The sequence below is a fragment of the Achromobacter sp. HZ01 genome (assembly GCF_003267925.1).
Classification (GTDB): Bacteria; Pseudomonadota; Gammaproteobacteria; order Burkholderiales; family Burkholderiaceae_B; genus Achromobacter; species Achromobacter pulmonis_A.
Map to the genome: position 1 here is coordinate 1,337,486 of NZ_LWKV01000001.1, position 14,886 is coordinate 1,352,371.

13 protein-coding genes are annotated in these 14,886 nt (G+C 70.5%); 9 read left to right on the forward strand and 4 right to left on the reverse strand.

Annotated elements, in window-relative coordinates; genetic code table 11:
• Positions 1-235 precede the first annotated feature (235 nt).
• The gene (locus A6B37_RS06220; protein WP_111825230.1) at positions 236-1,654 is read right to left on the reverse strand and encodes a PLP-dependent aminotransferase family protein; all 1,419 of its coding nucleotides are present in this window, start codon (positions 1,652-1,654) and stop codon (positions 236-238) included.
• Positions 1,655-1,752: 98 nt separating this feature from the next.
• Here A6B37_RS06220 and A6B37_RS06225 point away from each other — a divergent pair, with 98 nt between their 5' ends.
• From A6B37_RS06225 to A6B37_RS06250, 6 genes are all read left to right on the forward strand, one after another.
• Entirely contained in the window at positions 1,753-3,054 is a 1,302-nt protein-coding gene (locus tag A6B37_RS06225; protein WP_111825231.1) for a hydroxymethylglutaryl-CoA reductase, degradative, read from the forward strand.
• A 39-nt stretch (positions 3,055-3,093) separates the two neighbouring features.
• Entirely contained in the window at positions 3,094-3,579 is a 486-nt protein-coding gene (locus tag A6B37_RS06230; RefSeq protein ID WP_102771033.1) for a hypothetical protein, read from the forward strand.
• On the forward strand, positions 3,576-4,964 hold the full coding sequence (locus A6B37_RS06235; RefSeq protein WP_111825232.1) for a tripartite tricarboxylate transporter permease: 1,389 nt from the start codon (positions 3,576-3,578) through the stop codon (positions 4,962-4,964). Before A6B37_RS06230 ends, A6B37_RS06235 begins: the two co-directional genes overlap by 4 nt.
• 122 nt (positions 4,965-5,086) lie before the next feature.
• The gene (locus A6B37_RS06240) at positions 5,087-6,244 is read left to right on the forward strand and encodes a nitronate monooxygenase family protein (RefSeq protein WP_102771031.1); all 1,158 of its coding nucleotides are present in this window, start codon (positions 5,087-5,089) and stop codon (positions 6,242-6,244) included.
• An 87-nt stretch (positions 6,245-6,331) separates the two neighbouring features.
• Positions 6,332-6,967 (forward strand): TetR/AcrR family transcriptional regulator, encoded by a 636-nt coding sequence (locus A6B37_RS06245; RefSeq protein ID WP_111825233.1) that lies wholly within the window; start codon positions 6,332-6,334, stop codon positions 6,965-6,967.
• A complete protein-coding gene (locus tag A6B37_RS06250) occupies positions 6,964-9,510 on the forward strand; it encodes a PEP/pyruvate-binding domain-containing protein (protein ID WP_111825234.1) in 2,547 nt (848 codons plus the stop codon). Before A6B37_RS06245 ends, A6B37_RS06250 begins: the two co-directional genes overlap by 4 nt.
• A 166-nt stretch (positions 9,511-9,676) precedes the next feature.
• Here A6B37_RS06250 and A6B37_RS06255 read toward each other — a convergent pair whose 3' ends face one another.
• Both A6B37_RS06255 and A6B37_RS06260 read right to left on the reverse strand, forming a co-directional pair.
• On the reverse strand, positions 9,677-11,158 hold the full coding sequence (locus A6B37_RS06255; RefSeq protein WP_111825235.1) for a HAMP domain-containing sensor histidine kinase: 1,482 nt from the start codon (positions 11,156-11,158) through the stop codon (positions 9,677-9,679).
• A complete protein-coding gene (locus A6B37_RS06260) occupies positions 11,155-11,883 on the reverse strand; it encodes a response regulator transcription factor (protein ID WP_102771027.1) in 729 nt (242 codons plus the stop codon). The genes A6B37_RS06255 and A6B37_RS06260 overlap by 4 nt, the downstream gene beginning before the upstream one ends.
• A gap of 143 nt (positions 11,884-12,026) precedes the next feature.
• On the opposite strand from A6B37_RS06260, the gene A6B37_RS06265 reads away from it, so the two are divergent.
• The 3 genes from A6B37_RS06265 to A6B37_RS06275 are packed head-to-tail and all read left to right on the forward strand — an operon-like array spanning position 12,027 to position 13,827.
• Entirely contained in the window at positions 12,027-12,644 is a 618-nt protein-coding gene (locus tag A6B37_RS06265) for a cytochrome b/b6 domain-containing protein (RefSeq protein ID WP_210405776.1), read from the forward strand.
• A 21-nt stretch (positions 12,645-12,665) separates the two neighbouring features.
• Complete coding sequence (locus A6B37_RS06270) at positions 12,666-13,469, forward strand: molybdopterin-dependent oxidoreductase (RefSeq protein WP_111825237.1); 804 nt, start codon at positions 12,666-12,668, stop codon at positions 13,467-13,469.
• A gap of 43 nt (positions 13,470-13,512) precedes the next feature.
• Complete coding sequence (locus A6B37_RS06275) at positions 13,513-13,827, forward strand: pentapeptide MXKDX repeat protein (protein ID WP_102771024.1); 315 nt, start codon at positions 13,513-13,515, stop codon at positions 13,825-13,827.
• Between the two features lie 27 nt (positions 13,828-13,854).
• Here A6B37_RS06275 and A6B37_RS26200 read toward each other — a convergent pair whose 3' ends face one another.
• Complete coding sequence (locus tag A6B37_RS26200; protein ID WP_246842387.1) at positions 13,855-14,799, reverse strand: AraC family transcriptional regulator; 945 nt, start codon at positions 14,797-14,799, stop codon at positions 13,855-13,857.
• Positions 14,800-14,886 lie beyond the last annotated feature (87 nt).

Here is a 14,886-nt window from a genome sequence, read left to right on the forward strand (position 1 = left end):
ACCATGAATCATGATATTGGGTCGTAGGATGGGTGTAGCGCGGCAACCGGCGGGTGAGAATTCTGACTCCGAACGCGCGTAACCCATCGGCCGGCGAGAGCCGGCGGTTTGTCTCTTGCCTCGAAAGGCGGCGGCTGGCGCCGCCTGATGGGTTATGCGCGTTGAATAGTTGAATTCTTGCTTAAGTATTCTCGCGCTACACCCATCCTACGCCCGCCCCACGCCAACCCGCGCGTCACCCCCCACGCCGCGCCATCGCCTCCCGGAAACGCGGCGAGCCGATGGCGCCGACGTTGCAGCGCGCCCAGGGCGATCGGATCGTGGGGTCCACGCTGAACACCCGCCCCGGCGCCATGATGATCTTTTCCGGCATCAGCTCGGCGGCCAGGGCCAGCGTGTCGTCCACGCCGGGAAAGGCCGACCACAGGTACAGCGAACTGGTGGGCCGGGCGAAGACCTCGGCGCCCAGCGAATCCAGCACCTGCAGCGCATGGCCGGTGGCGGCTTCCAGGCGCTGGCGCAGCCTGACCAGATGCCGCTCGTAGTGGCCGTCGCGCAGCATCACGTCCACCATGCGCTCGCAGTACTCGGAACTGCTGACGTGCACCAGCGCCTTGAGGTCGGCCAGGTCGCTGGCCAGCGCGGCGTTGCAGGCGATGAAGCCCACCCGCAGCGCGGCGGAGAATGACTTGGAGAAGCTGCCGATGTAAATGGTGCGCTCCAGCTGGTCCAGCGCCGCCAGGCGCACCGCGGACGTGGGCTTGAAGTCCGCCAGCGGATCGTTCTCCACCAGGATCAGGTTGTGGCGCTCCGCCAGCTGCAGCACCCGGTACGCCTTGGCCGGCGAGATGTCCGACCCCGTGGGGTTGTGCGCCAGCGACTGGGTGAAGAACAGGCGCGGCTTTTCCCGCTGCAGCAGCGCTTCCAGCGCGGCGATGTCCGGACCGTCCGGCAGGCGCGGCACGCCCAGCATGCGCGCCCCGGCCAGCTTGAGCTTGCCGAACAGGGGGTAATAGCCGGGGTTGTCGACCAGCACCGGCGCGTCCTGCGGCACGAAGTAGCGGATCACCAGGTCCATGGCCTCGTTCGCGCCGTGCGTCAGCACCAGTTGCGGCGGCGCCGCATTGATGCCCACGTCTCCCAGCTTGCGCACCAGGCTTTCGCGCAGCGGCGCATAGCCGAAGCGGCTGCCGTAGCGGAACAAGGCGCCCAGCCCGGTGCGCACCACCTTCTGGTGGTAGCGGTCCATGCGCATGTCGGCCAGCCATTCCACCGGCGGAAACCCGTCGCCCACCGCGACCGCGTCGGGCTGGGTCTTGAGCTGCTCGCGCATCAGCCACACGATGTCCATGGCGCGGCTCAGCTGCCCCGGCTCCTCGTCAGCGGCCTTGCGCGTCCTGCCCGTCTCCAGCACGTAGAAGCCGGAACCCCGGCGCGGCTCCACCAGGCCCTGCGCGACCAGCATTTCGAACGCCACCACCACGGTGTTCTTCGCGTAGCGGTGCAATTGCGCCAGCTCGCGCAGCGACGGCAGCTTGTCGCCGGCCCGGTACACGCCGTCGGCGATCTGCTGGCCGATCAGCCGGGCCAGGCTTTCGGCGATGGGCGCGGCGCGCGGCGGGCGCGTCGCCAGGGGAGGAAGGCTGCCGGACATATGCAAAAATTGGTGCAGTGCAATGACACTGTTTGTCGAAACTGTACCTCTCAATACCGGTACAGTCTACCTAGAATCTGGCCACCCGATTCCGATACATGGAGACCCCGCAATTGGCCGATTCCCGCCTGCCCAACTTCCGTTCCCTCACCCCCGCCGACCGCCTGGCGGCCGTGGCCGACGCCGCGGACCTGAGCGCCGAGGAGCGCCGGCTGCTGGCCGCGCCAGGCGCGCTGGGCCTGGACCGCGCCGACGGCATGATAGAGAACGTCATCGCCGCGTTCGAACTGCCGCTGGGCGTGGCCGCCAACTTCCAGGTCAACGGCCGCGACGTGCTGGTGCCGATGGCGGTCGAGGAGCCGTCCGTGGTGGCCGCCGCGTCCTACATGGCCAAGCTGGCGCGCGCCTGCGGCGGCTTCGAGACTTCCAGCACCCGGCCGCTGATGCGCGCCCAGGTGCAGGTGCTGGGCCTGGGTGATCCGCAGGGCGCGCGGCTGGCGCTGCTGCGCGAACGCGAGCGCATCGTGGCGCTGGCCAACGGCCGCGACCGCACCCTGGTCGAGCTGGGCGGCGGCTGCCAGGACATCGAAGTCCACGTATTTCCCGACACCCCGCGCGGCCCCATGCTGGTGCTGCACCTGATCGTGGACGTGCGCGACGCGATGGGCGCCAACGCCGTCAACACCATGGCCGAGGCCGTGGCGCCGCTGATCGAGGAAATTTCCGGCGGCTCCGTGCGCCTGCGCATCCTGTCCAACCTGGCCGACCTGCGCCTGGCGCGCGCCCGCGTGCGCCTGACGCCGCAGGCGCTGGACACGGCCGAGCGCAGCGGCGCCGACATCATCGAAGGCGTGCTCGACGCCTACACCTTCGCCGCGGTCGATCCCTACCGCGCGGCCACGCACAACAAGGGCATCATGAACGGCATCGACCCCGTGATCGTCGCCACCGGCAACGACTGGCGGGCGGTGGAAGCCGGCGCCCACGCCTACGCCAGCCGCGACGGCCGCTACACCTCCCTCACCCACTGGGAGAAAGACGCCGCGGGCGCGCTGGTCGGCTCCATCGAGATGCCCATGCCCGTGGGCCTGGTGGGCGGCGCCACCAAGACCCATCCGCTGGCCCGCCTGGCGCTGAAGATCATGGGCGTGAAAAGCGCGCAGGAACTGGGCGAAATCGCCGTGGCCGTGGGCCTGGCGCAGAACCTGGGCGCGCTGCGGGCGCTGGCCACCGAAGGCATCCAGCGCGGCCACATGGCGCTGCACGCGCGCAACATCGCCCTGGCCGCCGGCGCGACGGGCGCCGAGATCGACACCGTCGCCAAGCGCATGGCGGCCCTGCGGGACGTAACCAGCGACCGCGCGCGCGCCTTGCTGGAGGAATTGCGCGCGCCCCGATAAACCCGGCCATCCGGCCTGACAAGAACCAAGGAGAGAGACATGAATCCGAACACCCCGGCGCCGCCTGCGCGCCTGGCGGAAGTCTGGAGCGACACGGTCGACCTGCGCCAGCTGGCGTGGGCCATCGGCATCGGCATCGTCATCAGCGTGGCGGGGTTCTATGCCGCCAGCCATTGGCTGCGCGGCGTCGTCGCCTCGCCCGAGCTGGCCCATGCCTACGCCATGCTGGCCGGGCTGGCGGGCTGCGTGCTGGCCGGCCTGATCTGCGCCCGCCTGTTCCCGCCCAAGCGCATCGTGGTCGAACACAGCGCCACCCAGGACCCGGCCTGGCGCGCCGAAGTGCTGGCCGAACTGGCCGAGCAGCCCGGCGGCCTGGGCACGCTGGCCGATCTGCCCGAGGCCGCCGTGCGCGAACTCAAGGCGCTGGACCTGTACGAGCTGTTCGCCCAGCCCGCCGCGCCCGCGCCCGATGCGCGCGCGCGCGCCGAAGCGCCGCAGGGCGCGAACAAGGAGGCGCTGGCATGAGCAATCCCGCGCTACTCGAACAAATCATGATGGCGGCCGCCATGGGCCTGCTGGGCGCGGTGGTGTTCGCGGCCATCGGCCTGGTGTCCGGCACCGACGAAACCACCACGCTGGCGCCGCTGACCCTGCTGGTGGTGCTGCTGGGCGTGCCGCCGGCGGGCGTCTTCACCTTCTTCCTGGCCGGCGCCGTGGCCAAGCACATGACCCATGCCGTGCCCACAGCGCTGCTGGGCATACCCGGCGACACCATGGCCACGCCGCTGCTGCAGGACGCGAACATGCTGCGCAAGCTGGGCGTGCCGCACATCGCGCTGCGCAAGATGGTGTCCGGCGCCATCGTCGCCGCGTTCGTGGCGGTGCCGCTGGCCGTGCTGTTCGCGGTGCTGCTGGCGCCGTTCGGCGCGGTCATCACCCGGTTCGCGCCCTGGATCTTCCTGGCCGCGGCGCTGCTCATCGCCTACTTCTCGGCCGGCCGCTGGGCCGCGGTCGCGCTGCTGGTGCCGTTCGTCGTGCTCATCGTCGCGCTGCAAAGCCTGACCGCCAAGTACGGGGTCAAGCTGAGCATCAGCTACTTCCTGGGCATCGCCATCGGGCCGCTGATCGCGGACCTGTTCAGCGTGGCCTCGCCGCAGGGGCGCTCGCGCATGCTGCGCGACAAGGTACGCACCTTCTCGCTGGCGCCGGACGTGAAAGGCTGGTCGGGCTACTTCCCCAACCCGCTGAAGGTCATGGACCGCACGCAGACCCGCTGGACGCTGGCCACGGCCGCGGTCTCCAGCGCCACCTTCGTGTTCAGCCCCGTGGCCATGACCGTGGTGCTGGGCGAGCTGGTGGGCTCGCGCGTCAAGCATGCCTATCACCGCCTGACCACCGTGCTGAGCGCGCGCAACGGCGTCACCGAGGCCACCTACATCGCCGAGGCGCTGATTCCGCTGATCGCCTTCGGCCTGCCGCTCAGTCCGGTGGCCGCCGGCCCCGCGGCGCCCTTGTTCAACGCGCCGCCGCGCTTCACGGTGGACGCCGCCACCGGCCAGACCAACAATCTGCACAACCTGCTGAACCACTGGGAGTTCCTGGGCTACGGCATGCTGGCGGTATTGCTGGCCGCGGTGGTGTCCTATCCGTTCGCCATGAACTTTGCGCGCCGCGCCGCGCTGTTCGTGTCGCGCAAGGTCAGCCACGAGGCCATCATCGCCACCTTCGTCGGCCTGATCATCGTCATCAGCGTCTGGGAAGGCCAGTTCCTGGGCCTGCTCGTGATCCTCACCATGGGCCTGTTCGGCGGCCTGCTGTCGCGCCTGTTCGGCTTCAACACCGGCGTGCAGTTCATGGGCTATTACACCGCCGTGCTGTCGGTGCCGGCGATCGTCAAGCTGCTGGCCTGAAATACCGCGTATCGGACGGGGCCCGGCCCCGTCCGCAATTCCCCGCCGCTTGATCCCGCGCAAGGCGATCGGACGCCCCTTGCTCTAGCCTCTGTCAACTTGACCTGAGGAAAGACCTGATCATGACGTGGTTCAAATCACTCACTCTCGCCGGACGCGAACTGCTGCCCATCGTACAAGGCGGCATGGGCGTCGGCATCTCGGCCCATCGCCTGGCCGGCGCGGTCGCCAGCCAGAACGCCATGGGCACCATCGCCAGCATCGATTTGCGCCACCATCATCCGGATCTGCTCGAAAAGACCGAGCGCTGCCATGACCGCGACCTGATCGACAGCGCCAACCTCGAAGCGCTGCACCGCGAAATCCGCGCCGCGCTGGACACGGCGCAGGGCCGCGGCCTGGTCGCCGTCAACGTCATGAAGGCGGTGCGGGGCCACCCGGCCCTGGTGCGCCAGGCCTGCGAAAGCGGCGCCCAGGCCATCGTGATGGGCGCGGGCCTGCCGCTGGACCTGCCCGAAATGACCGCCGATTTCCCCAAGGTCGCGCTGGTGCCGATTCTGTCCGAAGCGCGCGGTGTGGCCGCGGTGCTCAAGAAATGGATCAAGAAGGGCCGGCTGGCCGACGCCGTGGTGATCGAGCATCCCGGCCACGCCGGCGGCCACCTGGGCGCGGCCCGGCTCGAAGACGTGCACGACGAACGCTTCGATTTCAAGCGCGTGCTGGCCGATTGCCACAAGCTGTTCCAGGAACTGGCGCTGGGCAAGGACGCGCCCAAGCTCATCGTGGCCGGCGGCGTGGGCAGCCACGACCAGGTTCGCCACTGGCTGGGGCACGGCGCCGACGGCGTGCAGGTGGGCACCGCCTTCGCCGTCACTATCGAGGGCGACGCGCACGAGAATTTCAAGCGCGTGCTGATCGACGCCGACCCCGACCAGTTGAAGGAATTCACCAGCGTGGCCGGCCTGCCGGCGCGCGCCGTGGCCACGCCGTGGCTGACGCGCTACCTCCGCCAGGAAAAGACGCTGCAGGAAAACACCCGCTGCGACGCGCGCCGCTGCAGCCAGCGCATGGACTGCCTGACGCAGTGCGGCCTGCGCGACGGGCTGTCGCGCTTCGGCCAGTTCTGCATCGACCTCAAGCTGGCCGCCGCCATGCGCGGCGAAGTCAGCCGCGGCCTGTTCTTCCGCGGCGCATCCAAGCTGCCTTTCGGCAACGCCATGCGCTCGGTGCGCGAACTGATGGACTACCTGCTGCACGGACAGATGCCCGCCAACGCCTGATCCCTGCGGCCACCGCCCGCCCGGCGGCTTTGATAAATTATTGAACGACGTATAATATTATTCATCGTTCAGATAATCCGAGCCGCCATGTCCGCCACCGAATCCCTATCGCCCGCGCCGGCGGCCGATCCCGGCCGCCGCGAGCGCAAGCGCCTGCAGACGCTGGACCATCTGGCGCGCACCGCCTTCGGCCTGTTCGAGGCGCAGGGCTACGACGCCGTCACGATGGAGCAGATCGCGGCCGCGGCCGACGTCGCCAAGGGCACGCTGTACAACCATTTCCCGGTCAAGGAGGCGCTGCTCGCGCACCATCTGCACGGCGAACTCGCCGCCTCGCTGGCGGCGCTGTGGCCGGCGCTGCGCGCCCTGCCCTCGTTCGCCGCACGGCTGACGCGCATCCTGCGCGCCTCGGCCGACTGGTCCGAATCGCATCGCGCGTATCTGGGCCCGTATCTGCGCTATCGCCTGGCCCATGCGCAGTCCGACGCCGCCCGCCATCCCCGCAGCGGCCTGCAACCGGCGTACGCCTCGCTGATTGCCGAGGCGCAGGCCGCGGGCCAGCTGCGCGCCGACCTGTCCGCCGAGCAATTGGCTCACCACCTGCAATTCCTGCACCTGGGCGCGATGCTGCGCTGGCTGGACCGGCCCGGCGCGAGCCTGCGCGACGAATACGACGCAGCCCTGAGCCTGTTTCTGGGCGGCGCCGCCAAGGAGGCGCCATGAACGCGCTGGTGCTGGACTGGGCGGCGGCCGAAAAAGCCGGGCCGCGCGCCGCCGGCGGCAAGGGCTGGCAATTGGCGCGCATGGCGCAGCTCGGCGTGCCCGTGCCCGAAGGCTTCGTGCTGGCGGCCGCGGCCAGCCTGGGCCGCCAGCCGGGCCAGCCGGTGCCCCCCGAGGCGCAGCGCGTCTTGCTGCAGGCGCTGCGCGACCGCGGCTGGCTGACGCGGCCGCTGGCGCTGCGCTCGTCCGCGCCGCAGGAGGACTCCGCGGGCGCGTCCTTCGCGGGCATCCATCTTTCCTGCCTGAACGTAACCGGCGAACAGGCCGTGCTGGAGGCGCTGGCGCGCGTCTGGGATTCGCAGGCCACGCCGCAGGCGCAGGCCTATCGCCAGCGTCTGGGGCTGGACGCCGAGGGCGGCATCGCCGTGGTGGTGATGCCGCTGATCGAGGCCGCCGCTTCCGGCATCGCGTTCACGATGGACCCGCTGTCCGGACGCCGCGACGAAATGCTGATCCACGCCAACTGGGGCCTGGGCGAATCGCTGGTGGCCGGACAGGCCGACGGCGACGAATACCGGCTGCGCGAAGACTACCTGCGCCTGGCCTGGCCGCTGGCGTCGCGGCGCGTGGGCGCCAAGCGCCAGGCCAGCCTGCCCGCCGCCGCCGGCGGCACGCAACTGGCCGACACCGCGGCCGCCCGGGCCGCGCAGCCCGTGCTCAGCGATGCGCAGGCCGAGGCGCTGGGCGAGATCGCGCGCGACGCGGCCCGCGCCCTGGACTATGCCGGCGCCGGCCACGACCTCGAATGGGCCTGGGACGGGCGGCAATTCTGGATTCTGCAGGCGCGCCCGATCACCGCGGCGGCGCGCTACACCTATCCCGCGCTGCGTTCGCAGCCTTCGTACTGGTCGCGCGGCAACACGCGCGAAGTGCTGCCCGAGGCCATGTCGGCGCTGGAATGGGACAGCGGCCGGGTCATGGCCCAACGCATGCTGAGCAGCGGTTTCGAACTGAGCGGTTACGCGCCCTTGCCGGGCGTGCGGCTGGCGGCGCTGTTCCAGGGCCGCGTGTACCTGGACGCCTCGGTCATCCAGTGGGTCGGCTACGACGCCCTGGGCGTGCCGCCGGCGGCCATGAACGCGCTGCTGGGCGGCCCCCAGCCCGCGATCGAGGCGCCCGCGCCCACGCCCGCGCAGCGCCTGCGCCATGCCGCGCGCATCCTGCGCTACCTGCGCCGCGCCGCCCCCTTGCGCAAGCGCGCCGAGACCGACCTGCCGCGGCTGCTGGCGCGCGCCCTGGCCTGGCTGGACGAGCCGCTGCCGGCCGCCGGCGCCGAACTCGGCGCGCGCCTGCGCACGCAGTTCCTGACGGTGCTGGGCGCGGACGAACTGTTCTTCCTGCAAGGCTCGGGCGGCGGCGCGCTGTCGAAGCTGCTGGAACTGGTCGAGAAGGCCTGCCCGGGCCAGGGCCATGCCCTGACGGCCGCGCTGATGGCGGGCGGCGAGCCCAGCGTGACCGCGAGCCAGGGCTATGCGCTGATGGCGCTGGCCGAGCTGGCGCAGGCCGACGCGGCGGCGCTGGCCTGGCTGCGCAGCCCGCAGCGCGACAGCGCCGCCTGGCGCGAGGCGCTGCCCGACGGCAGCCCGTTCAAACAGGCCTTCGCCGACTTCCTGGGCCGCTACGGCCATCGCGCCGTGTATGAAACCTATCTGCGCAATCCGCGCTGGCGCGAGGCGCCGGGCTACCTGCTCGACAGCGTGGTCAACCTGATCGGCGCCGACGCCGGCGCGCTGCGCGCGCGCCAGGAGGAAGCGGCGCGCCAGGCCTGGCAGCAGTTGCGCGCCGCGCTGCCGTTCTGGCAGCGTCCGCTGGCCGCGAAACTGCTGCAGGCCTCGCGCCTTGAAGGCCGGCAGCGCGAGGCCGCGCGTAGCGTGCTGGTGGCCTACCTGGCTGCGGCGCGCCGCAGCGCGCTGGCGCTGGGGCAACGCTATCTCGGCCAGGGCCTGGCGGTGGCCGACGACGTATTCCACCTGACCGCCACCGAACTGTTCGCGCTGGCCGACGGCCGGCTCGCACCCGTGGCGGCGGGCCGCCGCGCGGCCCTGCGCCGCACCCAGCTGGAAACCTGGGCCGCCACGCCCGACCCGGACGTGATCGTCGAACCCGCGGCGGGCGGCGCGCCGGCGCCGGCGCAGCCGGCAAGCCGCCCGGCCGGACAATCCGCCTCGGGCGCCTGGCGCGGCACGCCCGCGGCCGGCGGACGGGCGACCGGCCCCGCCTTCGTCGCGCGCACGCCGGCCGAGGGACTGGAGATGCCGGCCGGCAGCATCCTGCTCGCGCCCTCCACCGATCCGGCCTGGACGCCGCTGTTCCTGCGCGCCGCGGCGCTGGTCATGGAGGCCGGCGGCTACCTGTCGCACGGCGCCATCGTGGCGCGGGAATTCGGTATTCCCGCTGTGGTGAACGTGCAGGGGATATTGCGGGAAGTGGGCAGCGGGGACGTGCTGGAGGTGGATGCGGGCGGGGGGACGGTGCGGCGGGTTTAGGCGGTGGCGGCTTTTGCCGCCTGATGGGTTTCGCGCGTTCGGTATTCGAGTTCTTGCATAAGGAATCTCGCGCTGCACCCATCCTACGTTCGGGGATCGGATCGTAGGATGGGTGCAGCGCGCGGCATCCGATATAAGAAACCTGCTGTCAACCGCGCGAAACCCATCAGGCGGCCCCAGCCGCCACCAATTCAAACTCGAACACCGCCCCCCGCCCCGCCTGCTCCACCAGCCGGATCTCGCTCTGGTGCAGTTGCAGGATGCGCTGCACGATCACCAGCCCCAGCCCGCCGCTTTCCCCCGGCCCGCGGTTCAGCGCGCTGGCCCGCACGAACAGCCCGGGGCGCAGCGCTTGCGGGATGCCGTCGCCGGAATCGCTGACCTGTACGCGCACCCGGTCCTGCGCCGCGCCCAGGCGCAGTTCGATGCGCCCGCCCGGCGGGCTGTGGCGGATGGCGTTGTCCAGCAGGTTGGTCAGCACCCGTTCGATCAGACCCAGGTCCGCGCGCACCGGCGGCAGCCCGTGCGCGATGTCGGTGGCCAGCCGCTGCTGGCGCGCCTCGGCGGCCAGCTCGAATTTCTGGATCACGTCCTGCGCCAGCTCCGGCAGCGAAAAGGTTTCGGGCTCCAGCCGCACCAGGCCGGACTCCAGCCGCGCCAACTCGAAAAGCTCCTGCGCCAGCCGGCCCACCTTGCGGCTCTGCGCCAGCGCGATGTCCAGGTAGCGGCGCCGCTCGGCCGGCTCCAGCGTGGCGTCCTTGAGCCGGAGCGTTTCCAGGTAGCCGTGCAGCGAAGTCAGCGGCGTGCGCAAGTCGTGCGAAATATTGGCGACCAGGTCGCGCCGCTGCTGGTCCTGCCGCGTCAGCTCGCGCCATTGCTCGGAGATGCGCGCGCCCATCTGCACGAAGCTGCGGCGCAGCACCTCGATTTCGTCGCCGCGCTCGCCGGCGCGCCCGTCGTCCGGACCTTCCAGCGCGGCCAGCGCCATGCCGTCGTCCGTGCCGAAAGCGCGCACCGCGCGCGTCAGGCCGCGCAACGGCCGCGTGATCAGCGCGAACGCCGCCAGGCCGGCGGCCAGGCCCAGCAGCGCCACCAGACCGATGGACCACAAGGTCATGCGCAGCACCGAACTGCGCGACACGTCCTGGGCCAGCGCGTCGCGCGCCTGGCCCTGCAGCACCACGTAGACATAGCCCTGCTCCTGTCCGCCCACGCGCACCGGCGCGGCGCTGAAGACTTTCCGCGCCTGCGGATTGCGCGGATCGTCGCCGACGATGGGCATCATGTCTCCGGCCAGCAGCCGGCGGATCGGTTTCATGTCGACGCGCCCGCGCTTGATTTCGCCGGGCGGCGCGGCGTCGGCCACGATGTGGCCGTCGTTGGACAGCAGATAGACCTCCACCGCCGGATTCACCGCCATCAGCATGTCGAACAGCGAGCGCACGGCCTGCGGCCGCCAGCCGTTGACGTCCATCAGCTCGTTGGTGCCGGCGATATGCTGCGCCAGCCCGCTGGACAGGCGCTGCACCACCTCCTGCTGGTAGCGCGAATTGGCGGCGATCTGCAGCCAGGCCGAGGCGCCGCAGCAGGCCAGCAGCAGCAGCGCGAACACGCCCGACAGGCGTTGGGTGAGCGTCAGGCGTTTCATGCCGCGTCTCCCGCGCGGCCGGGCGCCGCCGCGAATTTGTAGCCCCGGCCCCAGACCGTCAGGATGCGCTGCGGATTGGACGCGTCCGCCTCGATCTTGGCGCGCAGCCGGTTGATGTGGGTGTTGACCGTGTGCTCGTAGCCTTCGTGCCGGTAGCCCCACACCTGGTTCAGCAGGTCCAGGCGCGAGAACACCTGGTCCGGATTGCGCGCAAAGAAAAGCAGCAGGTCGAATTCGCGCGGCGTCAGCTCCAGCCGGCGGCCGTCGACGTCGGCCGTGCGCGCCAGCGGATCGATGGCCAGGCCGTGCAGCGACAGGCTGCCGGCGTCCAGCCGCGCGTTGCGCTCCAGCGCCTCGCTGCGGCGCAGCAGCGCGCGCACGCGCGCCACCAGCTCCAGCATGGAGAACGGCTTGGCCAGATAGTCGTCCGCGCCCAGCTCCAGGCCCAGGATGCGGTGCACTTCGCTGGAGCGCGCGCTGGTGATGATGATGGGGATGTAGCGCGCCATGCCGCGCGCCCGCTTGCAGATCTCCAGCCCGTCGATCCCGGGCAGCATCAGGTCCAGCACCAGCGCGTCCCAGTTGCCTTCCTCCAGCCTGCGCATGCCGTCGTGGCCGTCGGCGGCGTGTTCGACCGCATAGCCTTCGTCGCGCAGGTGCATGCGCAGCAGTTCCGCGATGTGGGCGTCGTCTTCGACTATCAGTACGCGTCGGGGCGTGTCCATGGGCAGCTCGGATGGGGAATGATGCGCGTATTGTCGCCAATCCGCGCGCGGCGAGTTATCACATTTAATTTAAGTTTGCGTGAGGACTTCGCCACCGGCCCCGGACAAGAATGTCGCCAACGACAAGCAACCCGGAGCCTTCCATGCCGGCCATTCCCGCCCACCGCGCCCCTGGCGCCAGCCCTGTCCACCCCGGCTGGCTGCGCATCCAGCACTGGCTGAACGCGCTGGCCGTGGGCGTCATGGCCGCCAGCGGCTGGCGCATCTACAACGCCTCGCCGCTGTTCGACTTCAGCTTCCCCGCCGAAGTCACGCTCGGCGGCTGGCTGGGCGGCGCCCTGCAATGGCATTTCGCCGGCATGTGGCTGCTGGCCGGTAACGGCGTGCTGTACCTGGCCGCCAATCTCGCCACCGGCCGGCTGCGCCGCAAATTCTTTCCGCTGAGCCTGCGCGGCCTGGCCGCCGACCTGGGCGCGGCCTTGCGCGGCCGGCTCTCGCACGCCGACCCGCGCCGCTACAACCAGCTGCAGCGCCTGGCCTACCTGTTCGCGATGGCCGACATCGCGCTGCTGGTCGCCTCCGGCCTGGTGCTGTGGAAATCGGTGCAGTTCGAACTGCTGCGCGAACTGATGGGCGGATACGAAGGGGCGCGCCTGGTGCACTTCTACGCCATGGCCCTGCTCGCGGCCTTCGTCGCGGTGCACGTGCTGATGGTGGCCGTGGTGCCGCGCAGCCTGGCCGCCATGATCCGCGGGCGCTGAGCAAACGAACGGGAGCCACGAATGAATCCGCAATCCAAGCCGAAAAACCGTCTCGCCGCCGCCCGCCCGGACGCCGCGGAGATCCTGCGCGAAGCCGGCGGACTGTTGGAAAAGCGCCTGCCGCAGCCGGCGCGCCGCGCCTTCCTGCGCCGCGGGCTGACCCTGGGCGGGCTGGCCATGCTGTCGGGCTGCTCGCTGGCCGACGACGAAGGCGTGGAGCGCGCGCTGGCCGCGGTGTCGCGCTGGAACGACCGCGTCCAGGGCTGGCTGTTCGATCCGACCCAGCTGGCTCCCACTTATCCCGAATCCGTGATCGCGCGGCCGTTTCCGTTCAACGCCTATTACGGCATCGACCAGGCGCCGCGCGTGGACGAGGAATCGTTCCGGCTGGAAGTCAGCGGCCTGGTCGCCGACCGCCGCGCCTGGCGGCTCGAGGAGCTGCGCGCCATGGCCCAGGCCGAACAGGTGACCCGCCACATCTGCGTGGAAGGCTGGAGCGCCATCGGCAAATGGGGCGGCGTGCCGTTCGCGGATTTCCTCAAGCGCGTGGGCGCGGACCTGAGCGCCAGGTACGTGGGATTCAAGTGCGCCGACGACTACTACACCAGCATCGACATGCCCACCGCCCTGCATCCCCAGACCATCCTGGCGCTGACCTATGACGGCCGCACGCTGCCGCGCGAATACGGCTTTCCCATGAAGCTGCGCATGCCGACCAAGCTTGGCTACAAGAACCCCAAGCACGTCCAGGCGATCTTCGTCACCAACACCTATCCCGGCGGCTACTGGGAGGACCAGGGCTACAACTGGTTCGGCGGCAGCTAGGCCAAGATTTTTTCCCCCACCCCTGTTCTAAAAGGAACACACCATGAAGACTTACGCTACCGCAGCATTCGCTATCTGCCTGGCCTTCGGCGCCGCCACCACGGCGCTCGCGGCCGACGCCATGGACAAGAAAGCCGGCGACCACAGCGCCATGTCCAAGGACGGCATGGGCAAGGACCAGATGTCCAAGGACAAGATGGGCAAGGATGCGATGGGCAAGGACGGCATGTCCAAGGACGCCATGGGCAAGGACGCCATGGGCAAGGACCAGATGTCCAAGGACAAGATGGGCAAGGACGGCATGTCGCACGACGGCATGGCCAAGGATGGCATGTCCAAGGACGGCATGAAGCGCTGATCCCGCGCGCCGCGCCGCCCGGCTGCGTCAGCGGCGGCGCGCGCGCACCTGCCCCGGCGTCATGCCGAACCTGCGCCGGAACGCGGTGGCGAAATTGGCCGCGCTGTTATAGCCGGCCAGCCACGCCGCCTGCGTCACGCTGACGCCATCGACCTCCAGCGCCAGCCGCGCGCGCGCCAGCTTGCGCTCGCGCAGGTACTGGGCGACCGTGGTGCCCCACATCGCCCGGAAATGGCGTTGCAGCGTATTGACGCTGATGCACGCCCGGGCCGCGATCTGCGCCAGCGACAGCGCATCGGCGCCGCCCTCGTCCAGCAGTTCGCGCAGCGCCATCATGCGCAGGCGCTCGCGCTGGCCGAGTTCCGGCGTGTGTTCGGCCGCCCCGTCCTGTAGCCCTTCCAACGCGTCCACCAGAATGGCCAGCGCGCGCGACTGCTGGTAAAGACGCCACAGCGACGGCGCCATCACGGGCGGACGCAGCATCTGCTCCGCCGCCGCGACCGCCGGCCCCGAAGCCTGCCAGGTCCGCAACGCCATGTGGCGTTGCGCGAAATTGCGCAGCGCCGGCAGTCCGGCGCAAAGCCGCTGGCGGTCCATCCATTCGTGTTCCAGCCTCAGCAGCACCGTGCGCTCGATGTCGCCCAGGCACGATTCGCGCACGAAACCGTCCGGCTCCCGCACCGACAGCGCCACGCCCAGCACCTTGCCGTCGGGGCGCGGCCCCAGGGCCAGCCGCTGGCCGGCCAGCGTCACGTTCACGCGCCCGCCCACCACCAGGGCAATGTGCAGGCCCGGCCGCAGCGAGCCGCGCGCGCTCGCGCCCTGCAGATCGCGCACGTCCAGGCGCCTCAGCACCAAGCCCGGCGCCAGTTCCGTCAGGTCGGACCAGCCCTCCAGCATGGCGCGCGGACGCGCCGCGGCCGTCCGGCCATACCCGTCCGGGCGCGCCGGCAGCAGTTGCGGCCCGCCCACGCCGCCTGCTTTCTCTTGGTCCGATTCTGGGGAGTTGGCGCTGCCGCAAAGTTTTGTGGTGGCGCCGCAAACCCCGGCGCGTGTAGC